Genomic DNA, 15,315 nt, shown 5'->3' with positions numbered 1-15,315 from the left:
GATTGAGGCTACTTTTGAGAGGAGATAACACCAGTGTATTTGAATATTCTATCTTCACCACTGTCTTTGCCTCTGGCTACGACATCAGCCTCGATATGCCACTTGTTATCAGCAAGTTTTTTACCTTTGAGTGTGCCGCTGATAATAGGGTTGTAGCCTCTGTCCATACACCTGCATTCGCTGATGCGTACATAAGCCTGTTTTTTTTCCCATGAGTTATCATTAATTTCAAACTCCTTTGCATCCTCAGCAATGTCAAAAACCAATGAGGTTGTAACCTGAGCGTCAACCCTGGGATCGCCACCCTGTACTTTTTTAATTTCGAAAACGATGCATTTTCCCTTAGTTAACTCCACTTCTCCATTAGTTTCGGCTAATTTTTGATCATAAGTGATAGTTACTTCGGGCATTTTCGATTCTTTCTGAGCATAAGTAGTGGCAAAAGTTGCCACTACTATTAAAACTGTTAATATTTTAATCTTCATGTATGTTGATTTTGTTGATTTTGTCCCCCTGACGGATCATGTCTATTACATCCAGGCCTTCAACTACCTTGCCAAAGCACGTATGGTGTCTGTCAAGGCCTGCAGTGTTATCTCTACTATGGCATATGAAGAATTGGCTACCACCGGTATTTCTCCCTGCATGCGCCATGGAAATAACACCTCTATCATGATATTGGTTATCTCCGTCAAGTTCACAGTCAATTTTGTACCCTGGACCACCATATCCCGTACCTTCAGGGCAACCACCTTGAATAACGAAGTTGGGAATTACTCTGTGAAAGGTAAGTCCGTCATAGAATCCTTTTTTAGAAAGGTCAATAAAATTTTTTACAGTATTGGGAGCATCCTTCTCATAAAACTCCACTTTCATTGTTCCTTTTTCGGTAATTATCTCTGCTGTTTTCATTTATTGAATTAATATAAGTCGTTAAGTTTCTTAAGCTCCAAGATGCAAAAATCTTTTTGCGATTCTTTTAAACAAAGCTACCAAATTTCTCCGGTAATACGTTTATTTTGTATGCATGCTGAGTATCCAAACTAAAATGAAGCTGATTAACTGGTGGCCTCCTATATTAGGCACTGGTATCAACCTGAAAAAGGTTTCTAAAGACATGACTACTTTTGTGGTGATCATGAAGTTAAGGTGGTATAATCGAAACCTGGTTGGTATACATTACGGAGGGTCACTTTATTCAATGTGTGATCCATGGTATATGTTTATTTTAATGGCCAATCTGGGTAAAGAATATGTAGTACTTGATAAGGCAGCAGCCATCAGGTACAAGAAGCAAGGAAGAGGAACTTTAAAATGTGTTTTTAATATTAGCAAAAACAGGATTGCGGAGATTAGGGAAGAAATTGAAGGGATAGGAAAGAAAGACTATACATTTACTTGTGAAGTGATGGATGAAGAAGGAGAGGTTGTTACTGAAGTGGATAAGGTCGTTTACGTTCGAAAGAAAGGTTTTGATTTTGATGCTTTGGAAAAAGAGAAAGAGGGGGGAGAAGTCAAAACTTCAGAGTGAGTTGATAGGAGGCCGTTTCTTCAATTTCATGATTTAGGTTGGAAATGGAGAGTCCCAATAAGCGAATTTTCACATCGGAGGTATCGAAAGTGGTGAGCAACTCCTCATATAGTGAAGTAACCTGGTTTTCATTTTCGATCCATTTAGTAATGGTCTTGCTACGGGTAATTTGTTGAAAGTCATGAAATTTCACTTTCATAGTAAGTGTTTTTCCTTTTGTACTAGACCTTTTCATGCGGTTAATCAAAATGTCTTTGATGTTTTCGAGCTCTTTTCTTATTTCATCAGGTTGAGTTAGGTCATGAAGAAAGGTGTTTTCTGCACCTAGTGATTTGCGTATGCGGTGTGGGTTTACTTCGCGGTCATCGATAGCCCGGGCTATCCGGTAATAGTATCTACCGGATTTACCAAATCTAATAGCCAGATCAGATTCGCTATACTTTTTTAAGTCAAGCCCATTTTTAATGCCCATTTTATGCATTTTTTCGGCAGTTACTTTACCGATACCAAAAAAACGTTCTATAGGTAAGCTTTCTATATAAGCTTCTGCCTGATCTGGAGGTATAAGAAATAGGCCATCGGGCTTGTTTACATCAGAGGCAGTTTTTGCCAGGAATTTATTGATTGAAATACCTGCCGATGCAGTTAATTGTGTTTTCTCTTTTATTTTAGATTTTATCTCCCTGGCAATAAGGGTGGCAGAAGGCATATTCATTTTGTTGTGTGTTACATCCAGGTATGCTTCATCCAAAGAAAGAGGCTCAACTAAATCCGTATATTCAAAAAAAATCTCTCGTATCTGGTTTGATACTGCTTTATATGCGTCAAATCGAGGCTTAATGAAGATCAAATCAGGACATTTTCGAGCTGCAATGGAAGATGGCATAGCAGAACGAACTCCAAACTTCCGGGCTTCATAACTTGCAGCCGCCACTACACCACGGTCAGAGCTACCGCCCACTGCAACAGGCTTCCCCTTTAGCTCAGGGTTGTCACGTTGCTCAACAGAGGCATAAAAAGCATCCATATCAATATGTATAATCTTTCTCATTAATATAGCCCCATGTATCGTTGGTATTGGTAGGTTTATACGATTAATATATCGTTCTGGGTTTGCTTAGTTTATCAAGATCAAAATTAGTTCAATTATTTTATTTGATCTTTCTGAAAAGGTATGGGATATTTGCAAGTAGACTAGAGTATGATGAGTAAAAAGAAACTTTTTTTGTTATTTGCGATGATATTTTTCGGAGCGATGATCTATGTCACTTATGATATTTCAATAAGGACCACTTTTCCAGGATCAAAACCTCAGTTAAAAGAACGCTTGCTTCATAGAGGAGAGCAGAAAAAGGATACTATTTATGCTGACAGTCTTAGTAAAGTGCAATTCAACGACGATTAATGCAGTCCAACGATCATAATATTCGTTTGTCGATGTTAAATTGATAAAAGCAGTTTTAGGCTATACCTTTACTTCATATTAAAGCCAACTATAGACAACAAAAAATCCCTTGGGGCTAGGTCCCTAAGGGATTTTTTATTTAATTTCTATTTGGAAAGGGCATGATTGTGGCTTATGCTTATTAGACATCGTAGCTCTACACCATCCTGATTATTATTCTCGATTAAAGTTCATTAGCCTGAGTGGATATGTTTGTTGACTGTTGCTACACTTAGTCGTTGTTATATGTCGTTGGTCGTTTCATTATTTACAATTGATTATTAGTCTGTTATCTTCGAAATAATTAAAGCCAACTATAGACAACAGAAATCCCTTAGGGCTAGGTCCCTGAGGGATTTTTTGTTTTGTGTGTGATTGTAACTATTAGGTCGCCAGTCGTTTAACTTTTGATGTGGTTGTTTGGTAGGTAAAATTAACTGTTGATCTGAATTTACTTCCTGAAGCTATTATTACTTGCTACTTTAGTATCAGTAAAGCCAACTATAGACAACGAATTATCCTCTGAAGTATGACTTCAGGGGATTTTTTGTTTGTATGCAGAGATTATCGATGTTTAAAATATCCGATTATTTTTTAGGTATTTTACATAGTTTGCCTGTTATACCCTTTCCCAACACTAAATAAACAATATTGCATACATTCGTTAGTCGAGAGCTGATGTTTATTGCCCATTGCTGCACTTTAACGGTAGTATTTGTTATTGGTCGTTTCGTTATTTGTAAAAGAAAGGAATGATACTATCTTTCATTCAATTAAAGCCAACTATAGACAACAGAAATCCCCCTGAGCTAGGTTCTCAGGGTTTTTTTGTTTATAAAGGTTTTTGTCTAACTACTCTAGCTTACCTTCTACAGTTATTTTATAAATAACTCGATACTTGTGCCTAATTTTGTAGCTAAAGAACGCTATTATCAACGTTGTTCACTTATTGTACACCTGTATTCCAGTCAGTGTATACCCCATATAGACAATAATATAGTTCCTGCTAGCATTGGATTTATTCTCTTTGGCTTTTGAGTAAGCAGCCACGCTCTGTGCCGGTTCTTAACTTAAGAATTAAAGTTTAAACTCGTAAATTGAATAAGGAGGCAACCAATGCAAATTTATCTCCGTCATGAGGGCAAAAGGTCTAATAATACGGTTAATCCTGACTATGACATGATCTTAATAGAGGGGTGTAAAAGTAAAAATAGAGAGAGTCAACGTATGCTCTATAAGCATTACTATGGTTATGCCATGAGTATATGTGTGCGGTATGCGCAGGATCATGAAGAAGCCAGGGAGATCTTAAATGATGCTTTTATGAAGGTTTTTGCTAAAATTGATATGTATGATTCGAAAAGGTCATTTAAGGGGTGGCTAAGAAGGATTATGATCAATACTGCAATAGACCACTTCAGGGCAAATAAAAAACATTATTATCATGCGGATATTACCGAGGGACATGATCAACAGGTGAGCGTTGATGTAATTGATGATATGTCGCATAATGATATTCTGGAGTTGGTTCAGAGGCTTTCGCCAATGTATAGGACAGTATTTAGTTTATATGTAATTGATGGGTATAACCATGAGGAGATAGCTAAGCAATTGGGTATTTCTGTTGGAACATCAAAGTCTAATCTATCGAAAGCCAGGGCTAATTTGAGAAAGATGTTGATGAAGATGAATAAGGAAATATATGAGCAATATATCTGACAATGATTTAGACAAATTGTTTAAGGAGGCGGCTGAAGAGTATCAGGCATCATTTGATGAGTCTGCCTGGGAAGATATGGAACGTAGAATAGATGATGGAGGTGACGATGGCTTCTCTTATTTTAAGATTCTGGGCGGGATAATAGGTGTTTTGTTGCTAGGTTCTATTGTAATATGGAAAATATCTTCTGAGCGTCAGGTAATACCTTTAGCAGAGGTTTCTCAGGTTACTATAGAGCATCAAATGAAAGAGCGTCAGGAGACAAATGCTGTTAGAGATAACTGTTTTGAAGCGGGTGATGAAAACATAGGCGTGCAGCAGGGAGGAACCTCTGAACCAGGTAATTTCAATGCAGAATACTTTTCTAATGGAGGCATTGATAAAGAAACTTCAGGACATGGTAAAAATAGAGAGGAATTAGTGAACGAAAGAGACGATACGGAGGGCTATGTTTCCTCCAGTTCGGAGATACTGAAGGAAGGAGAATCTGTCTTTGATAGCTCTCAGAATGCAAAAAGGTATAGGCTGACAACCGTTGAGCGAAAAAATGACAGGCAACCGGAGAGTTCTTTGGGAAATATGGAAATAAGTTCAGAAGAGAATATTACTGGTAAGTTATCAGAAGAAGATAAAAACATGGTTGACGTTGAGGAAAGTAATATCTATAGCACTGAAATTTCAAGGTATACTATGAGGGAACATAATATTGAGAGCGAGAAATTCAATGCAGGATTGCAGGTGAGTATTATTGATGCCAGGCAGGACCGTGATCAGCAAAGGGAAGAAAAGAGAGGTTTTGATGAAGAGCCTGCTGATGATATCTATGCTATAGAGGTTCGTACGGCAGAGCGGATTCATAATGATGAACTTGTGGGTGTTATAGAGGACAAGCCGGAAGAAGAGACCATGTCTAATAGACAGATTAAATCAAAGGAGGAAAATCGGCAGGTCATAGCAAATGCTGGTAAAGAAAGAAGTGATAATTATTCTAAAAAGGATAAACAAGTTTGGGTCTATAGCCCTGCATTTCTTGAGCCCAAGAGCTATTTGGAGCACCAATACTCATATTCATTTGATCACAGAGAATTGAATATGGTAGAGATTCCTGATGATAGTGATGATATAACAGGAGAGGCGTCGCTCAATAGTAGAAGTTTTGCATTGAAACTTGCTTATTCGCCAGACCTAACCTCTGTAGGTTATTTTGAGCCTGATAAGCCTGGAAGTAACTTTGGTTTGATGGGAGCATACTATATCAATCGGTGGAGCATTTCAACGGGAGCTATTTATTCCCGCAAAATCTATTTCAGTGAGGAGAGTTCCGGAGGAGGTTACTATTCAGGTTCAAGTGATTTCATTAGAATAGATGGTGACTGCAGGGTAATTGATATTCCGGTAAATATAAGTTACTACCTAAGTAAAAATGTTAATCATGGTTTTTATCTATTGACTGGTTTTTCAAGCTATATCATGCTACTGGAAAGTTATGATTTCTTCAGCAAAGCCAATGGCACTGAAAAGGAGTGGTCCAGTGAATATGAAAATAAGAACAACCATTTTTTTAGCGTGCTGAACCTGTCGTTGGGTTATGAAAGACAGGTAAAGAATGGTTTTTTTGTTCAATTAGAGCCCTTTATTAAGGCACCTGTTGCGGGTATAGGGGAGGGGAAGGTAGACCTGGTTTCTACCGGTGCATTTTTAAATCTTATGTATAAGTTCAACCAAAATAAATAAACAAACTTATTAAAATGAAAAGATCGATAAGGACATATTGTGTTGCCCTTAGTTTGGGGCTGTTATGGCTTTCTGGGTGTTCCAGTGAGAAAGATCCTGAACCCGTCAACTGCGCGGATTCAGGCCTTCAAATAGAAATAGACAACGTGAAGAATGTATCCGATTGCCTTGCTAAGGATGGAGCTGTGACAGCTTCAGCACAAGGAGGGCAGGGAGATTTGCTGTATAGTGTTAACGGTGTGGATTTTCAGGCCACCGGAGTGTTTTCGGGACTTTCTGCTGGAAATTACGTGGTGACCGTTAGGGATGTTAATGAGTGTGAAGTAACTACTTCAATTACAATTGGTGTTGTGGGCTCTTCATTGGTCATAAACAGTATATCTACTACCAGTGCGGGGTGTGATTCGGAAGGGGGTGAACTCGTTGTAAATGCTACTGGTGAAGGTCAGCTGTCGTACCAACTGGATAATGGCACTTTCCAGTCCTTAAATACATTTAGCGGGCTAGCCGCTGGGACATATAAAATAGTTGTAAAAGATGAAGCCGGTTGCCAGGTGTTTGCCCAAAAAACTATTTTTAATGGCACAAGCTATGAGCAACAGGTTAAAGAAATTATAATAACTAACTGTGCAATCGAAGGTTGCCATAATGGAGATCAGGGGGCAAATCTGAATTGGAATGTTTTTGCTAATGTAAAGGAACATGCTGATAACATAAAGAAGTTGACCCAAAATGGTGATATGCCACCACCGGATTCAAACCAATCACTATCGCAGGAGGAAAAGGATCTTATCGCCTGCTGGGTAGAAGATGGAGCTCTGAAAAATTAAAAACAATAATATTAACAACCATGAATCCAAGAATTAAATTATTAATCGTAATATTTGGCCTTAGTATCACCGCTTATGGGCAGAAATACAAATCCTTTGAAAGTAAGGTAAGGTTCTTTTCAGAAGCCACTCTGGAAAATATAGCTGCTGACAACAAGGATGGGTCAAGTGTATTTGATGAAGAAAGTAAGCAGATCGTTTTTTCTATACCAATCACTTCTTTTGAGTTCAAAAAATCGTTAATGCAGGAGCATTTCAATGAAAACTACATGGAGTCTGAAAAATATCCAAAAGCTATATTTAAAGGAGAGGTGATCAATTATGAGGAAGGTAAGGCAACTCAAAAGGTAACAGCTAAAGGAGACATAACGATACATGGTATTACACGTGCTATAAATGTAGATGGAGAGATGGAATATAAGGATGGTAAGTTATACCTTAAAAGTGTATTTCCTGTACGCCTGGAAGATTACAAGGTAAAAATACCTCAGGTTCTTTGGCAAAATATTGCTGAAGAAGTAGAAGTAACCATCAACTTTATTTATAAACCAATTTAAGGAAAGAAAAGACAATGAATTTTAGATATGTATTTTATTACTTCATGGCTGCTTTTGCTATGATTATTCACCTTCCGGTTATGGCTCAGGATGATTTAATGGACCTTGTTGATGAACCTGAAGGTAAACAATATACTTCGGCCACTTTTAAAGGCTCTAGGGTGATATTAGGTCACTCTGTAGAAACCAAGCATAAACAAGCGCTAGAATTTTTGATCAGCCATAGGTTTGGGAGGGTGAACTCTGGTGCACATAATTTATTCGGTCTGGATAATGCAAACATCAGGCTGGGGTTAGAATATGGTATTACAGATAATATTAACTTAGGAGTTGGCAGAAGTTCCTATGATAAGAGTTTCGATGCTTTTCTGAAATATAAATTTATAAGACAGGCTTCTAATGGAGCCCCGGTGAGTATGGTATTGTTTAATAGCCTTGCTCTTAAAACTACCCCTAAAGAAGAGGATGACCCTACTTATTCTTTTAACGACAGATTGGCTACAGTTAGTCAGTTACTAATAGCTAGGAAGTTTAGCAGCAATCTGTCTTTACAGGTGATGCCTACTTTTGTGCATAAAAACAGGGTTGAAATTTTTGATGATAATGATCAGATTGCGATTGGAATGGGAGGGCGTGTAAAGTTAACGCGACGACTAGCGTTTAACGCAGAGTATTATTATCGCATTAATCCACCTGAAAATAGCATTTACAAAAATTCGATCGCCGTAGGCTTTGATATTGAAACAGGAGGTCACGTATTTCAGCTACACTTTACTAATTCGGTTACAGCTATTGAGAGATCGTTTATTACAGAGACTAATGATGATTTCTTTGATGGAGATATCCACTTTGGGTTTAATATTTCCAGAACTTTTCAGCTAGAGAAGAAAAAAGAAGCTGGCTGGTAGCTTTTGTATATAGGGTAACAAGCCACTCATTGGCCATGAGTGGCTTGTTTTTTATTAAGCTTTTTTATTACTGAAAAGACCGTGTAACTCCACATCAATTTTGCTTACGATACTTGCAAAATCTTCCTGGTTAGCAACAAAATCCATATTGTTTACATCCACAATTAACAGTTTGCCCAGATTGTAGCTATCTATCCATTCAAGGTAGCGCTCATTTAGATTTTTCAAGTAGTCAAGTCTGATGGCATTTTCATAGTCCCTTCCTCTTTTCTGTATCTGACTTACCAGTTTTGGAATATCTGCCTTCAGGTAGATCAAAAGATCCGGAGCTTCTACATGCTGGATCATTGACTCGAAAAGTGTGAGATAGCTGGAGTAGTCACGATCATTGATGTAGCTTGACCGATAGAGGTTGTTGGCAAATATGTAAGCGTCTTCATATATGGTTCTGTCCTGAACGGTAGACTTCCAGTTTTCACGAATCTTTTTCACCTGGGAGAACCTGCTGTTCAGAAAATATATTTGCAAGTGAAATGCCCACCTGTGCATATCTTCATAGAAATCTACCAGATAGGGATTATCTTCTACAGATTCGAGTTCCGCTTCCCATCCATAGTGACGGGAGAGCATTTTTGCAAGTGTTGTTTTACCAGAACCAATATTACCACAAATAGCGATGTGCATGAGAAAAAAAATTTGGGAAGGCAAAAATATTACTTCGAAGGCTAAGGAAAAAATAAAAATAAAAAAAGGCCGGTAACCAGCCGGCCTTAGGGCAATAACCTTATTAAAGTACCCCTATGAAGAAGTCTTAACTAATTATGCTTCAAAGGTATTATTAGTCTTTGTATAGTAATGGTTATCCATATTATGGATATGTTATATGTTTGAGCATCAGATAATTTTAAGGTAAAGCCTATGAATGAAGTATGAGTTGACCGGCAGTTCTCAGTATAGATTCTTATTGCGAAAGGCTTAAACATGTTGTATTTTTATAAACAGAGGAGATTCACTTATGATTCATTAGGCTCAGTTTAATAAATGAACTTCTCGCCCGTAAACTTACTCCTTTGTATCTCATGCTTATGAAGCAAAAAAACTGTCATCAATAAGTTATTTAAACAGGTAAAGGATATGGAACTTAAAATACAACACAAAAGTGACTTTTTCGACCAAGCCAGTTGGGAACAGCTTTATGTTATTACAAATTACTGGAAATCAGACCTTTGCTTTTATGGTGATGAAACAAGTTTCTTGAAACATCTTGTGGGTAAATATTCTATTTGGCTCACTGTATCAGATAATATTGAATGGGTACAACAGGTTACTGAAAAGCTTAATGTATGTGAACGGTTTAAGGATGATCTATTAGCAACTATTGCCAGACATATGGGGCATATAAGAGGTATGGTGGAGAACCCTTTTGTACATAATGAGCAAAAATTCAGAGAAGAACATGCCCAATTGGAGGAAGATGTCGTCGACTATGTAAAATCACACAGGAGCTTGAAAAAGCAAGTTTTTACCATTACTGAAAAAGTGGTGGAAAGTGAAAAGCTTCACAATTTATTAGGTCAAAATAATAATTCATAGGACGACAAACCTTTGCCTGTGGTTGAGTATAATGTATGGTTTGGTTAAGGAATAGTTTATTGCCTATTATTCCTTCTGCATCAGAAGTTTTGAAAGAATGTTATTTCTTCGGAATAAGTTACGGTTTTTCTACTGATGATATGATGTTTTCTATAAAGTAACATCGACAAATGTACAGTTTGTGCTAATCGGAAAGTACGGCTTTTTTACGACAAATTTAAGGCACTTATGTCAAAATGTACGTTTAATGACCGCTATGCTACTTTGGGTAAGAAAATGGTAAAAGTGCTTTCTTTTCTATAAGTGCTCTTAACCCATATCTTACCATTAAGACGTTCAATAGCCATTTTGGCAATGTACAGCCCTAACCCGCTGCCTTTAGATGCCTCAGTTCCTCTGTAAAACATGTTGAATATCTTATTAACCTGAAAGCCTTCTATTCCGATACCATTATCTTTTATGCTTACTTCTATTCCATCGCTTACAGACTTCACACAAGTTTCAATTTGTGGGTTATCTTTAAATGGGGCTGTGAAAATGATAGCATTTTCCATAACCTTTTCTAATGCCAGCTCAATCAGGTACGGGTTTGATTCATAATTATCTATATTCACTTTTAATGCAAAATCGATTTTATCGACTAGGTCATGGTTGTTTTGGTATTGGTATTTGATAATTTTTTTGATTAAGGCATGGAAATTTATTGGAGCTACATTTAATGGTCCCTCGATGATATTGGTCAATTGTTCAAGATCATAGATAAGGTGATCAGCTTTTTTTGCTGAAAGTTCAATGTGATTAATAGCTATAGGAAGCTCGCCGGATCGGAGGTATAAATCTATAATATTAGTAAGACCGAGTATTGATTTTATTGGTCCCCTTAGGTCGTGAGAGGCTTTATAGAAAAACAATTTCAGGTCTTCATTGGCATTTTTTAACTCGCGTATTTTATTATTCAGATGCCTGTTATAGTGAGCACCAAGGCTATAGATGAGTAATGAACTTACAATTACGAAAAACCACCCTTTAAAAATTTGTATTTCGAGAATGGACTTTTTGTCATGAACAAATAGGTTGACTATACTATCTGAAACTAATATCCATAATACACCAAGAATAAAGTAAATAATAGCAATTCTAGCTGAAGGTTTTATCTTAGGCATTTGTAAGAGCTCTCTAATCTTTACAAAATGTAAAATTAAGAGTAGTTATAGCTTAATTGCGAAAATGTAATATTTACTGCTTATAGCAACAAAAATATGAACACTTGACTATAGGAAAGCTATATTTGATTGGTTGAAGAGAAGAGACAGAGGTAAGTTTATGGATGAGTCACCCTTTACAAGTTGCTAAAATTCTAATGTTTTTATTGGCTCTTTTCCGGCTTGAATAGCCACACGTCTGCTAAAAATGTGCCGAAAGGTAGCAAAGAAGCTAGCAAAGCCCAAAATATCTTGCCAAAGCCCCATTTTACTTCTACTGCTACAATGATTACCCAAAGGCAGTACGCAATAAAAAGTATACCATGCGCCATGCCAACATATGAAGTAGGTTCAGGTATATCCATCAAGTATTTAAGAGGCATACAAACACCTAGTAAAAGAAGGTAGCTAATGCCTTCCAGCAGACCGAGCACTCTAAGTTTATTAATATTAGTCTTTAACATGCGTAACAGTTTTGAAATCAGCTGTAAAGATTACCTTTGAAGATGAATTAAACCAGAACCTGAAATAAATAATTTAAATAAAAGCCGGAGAGCCTAGAAATGTCTCCGGGCTTTTATGATATATTAATTTTGGGGTTCTCCGATATAACCGACAGCTTTTAGAGCGTCCACTACTTTTTGTAGTCCACTTGCATCCGTAGCTTCTACTGTCAGTATTTTATCCTGACTTCCAAGGTCAACTTCCCATGTTTTTACTTCTGGTAATTGATCCAATTGAGGCTTTACGGTTTCTAGGCACCCCATACATTTGATATTAGTTTTAAATTTAATAGTGTTCATTTTATTGAGTTTTAAGAAATTATATAACTTATATTTTTGCAGCCTTTAGACGCAGGCTGTTACTTACTACTGATACAGAACTTAAAGCCATTGCTGCACCTGCTATCATAGGATCTAGAAGAAAACCATTTACTGGGTAAAGTATACCTGCTGCTATGGGGATTCCTATAAGATTATATACGAATGCCCAAAAGAGATTTTGACGAATACCATCAACGATCTTTCCTGATAAGTTCAGTGCTTTAGGGACTGATTTAAGATCGGAAGTAATCAAGGTCATTTTGGCTACATCCATGGCTATATCAGAACCCTTACCCATAGCTATACTTACATCCGCCTGAGCCAGAGCGTGAGAATCATTAATACCATCACCTACCATTGCCACAATGTGTCCTTTTCGCTGGAGTTCTTTTACAAAATCAGCTTTATCAGCAGGAAGAACTTCTGATTTAAAGTGACTCAAACCAACCTGTTTGGCAATAGCGGTGGCCGTTTCCCGGTTGTCTCCGGTAAGCATGTAAACTTCAATTCCTTTATTTTGTAAAAGTTTAATAGCCTCTCGTGAGGTTGGCTTTACCTGGTCTGCGATGGCTATAACGGCTAGAAGTTCGTTCTCATCAGCAAAGTATACGACCGTTTTTGCATCTGTCTGCCATTGGTTCGCTGTTTGAATCATTTGCTTGTTCAAGGAGATGTTTTTGTCTTCCAGCAACCTTTTATTACCAATTAAATATAAGGTGCTGTCATACTTGGCCGATACCCCTTTTCCTGTTATACTATTAAAATCTGTTAACTGAACCTTTTCTGTTTTTCCTTCTCTGAGCTTCGATACAACTGCTTCGGCTAAGGGGTGTTCTGATTGAGATTCAAGTGTATAAAGGATGTCATATAGTTTTTCAATTTTATGGTTTGTCCATACAAGATCAGTTACTACTGGTTTGCCCTCTGTTATGGTTCCTGTTTTGTCAAGAATAATAGCATCGACTTTGTGAGCAATTTCAAGGCTTTCGGCATCTTTTATGAGTATATTGTTTTCGGCACCTTTACCCACACCTACCATGATTGCAGTAGGAGTAGCGAGGCCCAAGGCACAGGGGCAGGCAATAACCAGGACTGTGATGGATGTTAAAAGGGCATGAGTAAAGGCATCATTCCCTCCGGCAATCATCCAAACAGCAAAGGTAATAATGGAAATGACCATCACCACGGGTACAAAAATACCCGCAATTTTGTCCACCAGTTTTTGTACAGGAGCTTTGCTCCCCTGGGCTTCCTGAACCATTTTGATGATCTGAGCTAGTAAAGTATCAGAGCCGACTTTTTCAGCAATAAACCTAAAGCTACCTTTTTGGTTGATTGTACCAGCAAAGACTTTCCCGCCTTTTTGCTTTTCTACTGGAATGGGTTCCCCCGTGATCATGCTTTCATCTATATAAGAGCTTCCTTCCTTGACCTTGCCGTCTACAGGAACCTTTTCTCCAGGCCTCACCAGTATTTCATATCCTGTTTGTACCGAAGCGATCGGGATTTCTGTTTCTTGATCTTCTATGATTACAATAACAGTTTTAGGCTGCAAACCCATAAGTTTTTTAATGGCTGATGAAGTATTGGATTTTGCCCTTTCTTCAAGCAACTTGCCTAACGAAATAAAAGCAATAATAACAGCCGCGGCTTCGTAGTAGACGTGTGCTTCCAGGCCTTTAGAGATCCAGAACTCGGGGTTTATAGTATTGAAGACACTAAATGTGAATGCTATTCCAGTGCTTAGAGCAACCAGCGTATCCATATTGGCCATGCCATGCTTTGCCTGCCTGAATGCATTGATAAAGAAGTTTCTCCCAAAGTAAAATAATATGGGGGTTGTCAAAGTCATTGAAACCCACTCACCATAAGGTATGTTGGTAAAAAGCATTCCAACTGCGACTACAGGAACCGCTAGAATAGAGGACCAGATTGTCCGTTTTTTAATTTCCTGATACTTTTTAAGCTGGGCTTCTTCTTGTAGTGCCTGAGGGTCCTCAGTATCAATGATCAGGTCATATCCAATAGAACGTACAGTACTTTGTAGCTCTTCGGGGGTGATATTGCCGTTTTCTAACTCAACCCAGGCTGATTGGGTAGCAAAATTTACACCAGCATCTTTTACACCGTTGATGGCCTTTAGCGTTGACTCTACACTTACTGCACATGCAGCACAACTCATACCACTTACTGGATAGGTTTGTTTATTACTTGTGACCATGATTTTTCTTCCTTTGCTTTCTTTTTATAATAACAAAGTTATACCCGAACCCTATCCATTGTGTTATAGAATTATCAGTGAGATTTATAAGGTTTGGCAGTTATACCTGATCGATAAATGATCTGTGGGGTTGCGACTGTTTTTTGAAAGCACTTGGACTCATGCCAGTCACTTTCTGAAACTGTCCACTAAGGTGTGCTACGCTACTGTACCCCAGCTTCCATGCTATTTCAGAGAGGGTGAGCTGATCATAGAGAAGCAACTCTTTGACCTTTTCAATTTTCTGTTTGATAATGTATTGCTCAATGGTTATTCCTTCGACCGAGGAAAAGAGGCGGCTTAGGCCTTTATAGTCTTGGTTGAGAGATTCAGCAATGATGTCTGACCAATTAAGCTTTTGCTGCTGAAGGGCAGCTTCTTCATGGTGGACTTTGCTAATCACAATATTTTTGATGGATTCTATATTTTGCTGTTGCCGGTTGGTGATCAGTTCAAAACCCAGTTTTTTCAAACCACTATCAATAAACTTTAATCTGTCTTCAGAAATTCCTGATGCAGTTACAACCTCACCCAACATTACAGAAGTATATTGGATACCTTCTTTTTTAAGAAATTGCTCAACTGCTGCAATACAACGTGGGCATACCATATTTCTAATATGTAGCTTCATCCAATTGCCTATTTTTCTTTTACAAATCTAACGCCTTTAGTTTGATATGGTTTCGATACAATAAAAATGCGCAGTAAAAAT

Annotated in this window: 17 protein-coding genes; 8 read left to right on the top strand and 9 right to left on the bottom strand. The window is 37.7% G+C overall.

Going from position 1 to position 15,315, the window contains the following annotated elements; translation table 11 throughout:
- Positions 1–8 precede the first annotated feature (8 nt).
- The gene (locus JMN32_RS22130) at positions 9–485 is read right to left on the bottom strand and encodes a hypothetical protein (RefSeq protein ID WP_202858564.1); all 477 of its coding nucleotides are present in this window, start codon (positions 483–485) and stop codon (positions 9–11) included.
- Positions 475–912, bottom strand: coding sequence for a peptidylprolyl isomerase (locus JMN32_RS22125; protein ID WP_202858563.1), 438 nt, complete (start codon positions 910–912; stop codon positions 475–477). Before JMN32_RS22125 ends, JMN32_RS22130 begins: the two co-directional genes overlap by 11 nt.
- A gap of 136 nt (positions 913–1,048) precedes the next feature.
- Between JMN32_RS22125 and JMN32_RS22120 the strand changes: the two genes are divergently transcribed.
- Complete coding sequence (locus tag JMN32_RS22120; protein ID WP_202858562.1) at positions 1,049–1,531, top strand: DUF4442 domain-containing protein; 483 nt, start codon at positions 1,049–1,051, stop codon at positions 1,529–1,531.
- Here JMN32_RS22120 and dinB read toward each other — a convergent pair.
- Complete coding sequence (gene dinB / locus JMN32_RS22115; RefSeq protein WP_202858561.1) at positions 1,515–2,582, bottom strand: DNA polymerase IV; 1,068 nt, start codon at positions 2,580–2,582, stop codon at positions 1,515–1,517. The genes JMN32_RS22120 and dinB overlap by 17 nt on opposite strands.
- 150 nt (positions 2,583–2,732) lie before the next feature.
- Here dinB and JMN32_RS22110 point away from each other — a divergent pair, with 150 nt between their 5' ends.
- The 6 genes from JMN32_RS22110 to JMN32_RS22085 all read left to right on the top strand — a co-directional run bounded on the left by JMN32_RS22110 (position 2,733) and on the right by JMN32_RS22085 (position 8,724).
- Positions 2,733–2,936 carry a hypothetical protein gene (locus JMN32_RS22110; protein WP_202858560.1) on the top strand — a complete coding sequence of 68 codons (204 nt, stop codon included), beginning with the start codon at positions 2,733–2,735 and terminating at the stop codon, positions 2,934–2,936.
- Positions 2,937–4,091: 1,155 nt separating this feature from the next.
- Positions 4,092–4,694, top strand: coding sequence for an RNA polymerase sigma factor (locus JMN32_RS22105; protein WP_202858559.1), 603 nt, complete (start codon positions 4,092–4,094; stop codon positions 4,692–4,694).
- Positions 4,678–6,429, top strand: a complete 1,752-nt coding sequence (locus JMN32_RS22100; protein ID WP_202858558.1) for a porin family protein — start codon at positions 4,678–4,680, stop codon at positions 6,427–6,429. Before JMN32_RS22105 ends, JMN32_RS22100 begins: the two co-directional genes overlap by 17 nt.
- Before the next feature lie 14 nt (positions 6,430–6,443).
- Positions 6,444–7,259, top strand: a complete 816-nt coding sequence (locus JMN32_RS22095) for a hypothetical protein (RefSeq protein WP_202858557.1) — start codon at positions 6,444–6,446, stop codon at positions 7,257–7,259.
- A 20-nt stretch (positions 7,260–7,279) separates the two neighbouring features.
- On the top strand, positions 7,280–7,816 hold the full coding sequence (locus tag JMN32_RS22090; RefSeq protein ID WP_202858556.1) for a YceI family protein: 537 nt from the start codon (positions 7,280–7,282) through the stop codon (positions 7,814–7,816).
- Positions 7,817–7,830: 14 nt separating this feature from the next.
- Complete coding sequence (locus JMN32_RS22085) at positions 7,831–8,724, top strand: DUF5777 family beta-barrel protein (RefSeq protein WP_238354586.1); 894 nt, start codon at positions 7,831–7,833, stop codon at positions 8,722–8,724.
- A 54-nt stretch (positions 8,725–8,778) separates the two neighbouring features.
- Here JMN32_RS22085 and JMN32_RS22080 read toward each other — a convergent pair whose 3' ends face one another.
- Positions 8,779–9,408 carry a deoxynucleoside kinase gene (locus JMN32_RS22080; RefSeq protein WP_202858555.1) on the bottom strand — a complete coding sequence of 210 codons (630 nt, stop codon included), beginning with the start codon at positions 9,406–9,408 and terminating at the stop codon, positions 8,779–8,781.
- 450 nt (positions 9,409–9,858) lie between these two features.
- Here JMN32_RS22080 and JMN32_RS22075 point away from each other — a divergent pair, with 450 nt between their 5' ends.
- Positions 9,859–10,317, top strand: coding sequence for a hypothetical protein (locus JMN32_RS22075; RefSeq protein WP_202858554.1), 459 nt, complete (start codon positions 9,859–9,861; stop codon positions 10,315–10,317).
- A 254-nt stretch (positions 10,318–10,571) separates the two neighbouring features.
- Here JMN32_RS22075 and JMN32_RS22070 read toward each other — a convergent pair whose 3' ends face one another.
- The 5 genes from JMN32_RS22070 to JMN32_RS22050 form a co-directional block, all read right to left on the bottom strand.
- Complete coding sequence (locus JMN32_RS22070; protein WP_202858553.1) at positions 10,572–11,480, bottom strand: sensor histidine kinase; 909 nt, start codon at positions 11,478–11,480, stop codon at positions 10,572–10,574.
- Positions 11,481–11,683: 203 nt separating this feature from the next.
- Positions 11,684–11,983 (bottom strand): DUF3817 domain-containing protein, encoded by a 300-nt coding sequence (locus JMN32_RS22065; RefSeq protein WP_202858552.1) that lies wholly within the window; start codon positions 11,981–11,983, stop codon positions 11,684–11,686.
- Positions 11,984–12,106: 123 nt separating this feature from the next.
- Entirely contained in the window at positions 12,107–12,322 is a 216-nt protein-coding gene (locus tag JMN32_RS22060) for a heavy-metal-associated domain-containing protein (RefSeq protein ID WP_202858551.1), read from the bottom strand.
- 28 nt (positions 12,323–12,350) lie between these two features.
- Positions 12,351–14,564 carry a heavy metal translocating P-type ATPase gene (locus JMN32_RS22055; RefSeq protein WP_202858550.1) on the bottom strand — a complete coding sequence of 738 codons (2,214 nt, stop codon included), beginning with the start codon at positions 14,562–14,564 and terminating at the stop codon, positions 12,351–12,353.
- Between the two features lie 100 nt (positions 14,565–14,664).
- The gene (locus tag JMN32_RS22050; protein WP_202858549.1) at positions 14,665–15,234 is read right to left on the bottom strand and encodes a helix-turn-helix domain-containing protein; all 570 of its coding nucleotides are present in this window, start codon (positions 15,232–15,234) and stop codon (positions 14,665–14,667) included.
- Between the last annotated feature and the right edge of the window lie 81 nt (positions 15,235–15,315).

The organism is Fulvivirga marina (genome assembly GCF_016775155.1).
In the GTDB taxonomy this organism is placed as follows: domain Bacteria; phylum Bacteroidota; class Bacteroidia; order Cytophagales; family Cyclobacteriaceae; genus Fulvivirga; species Fulvivirga marina.
This window is presented reverse-complemented; position numbering and strand designations above follow the sequence as displayed.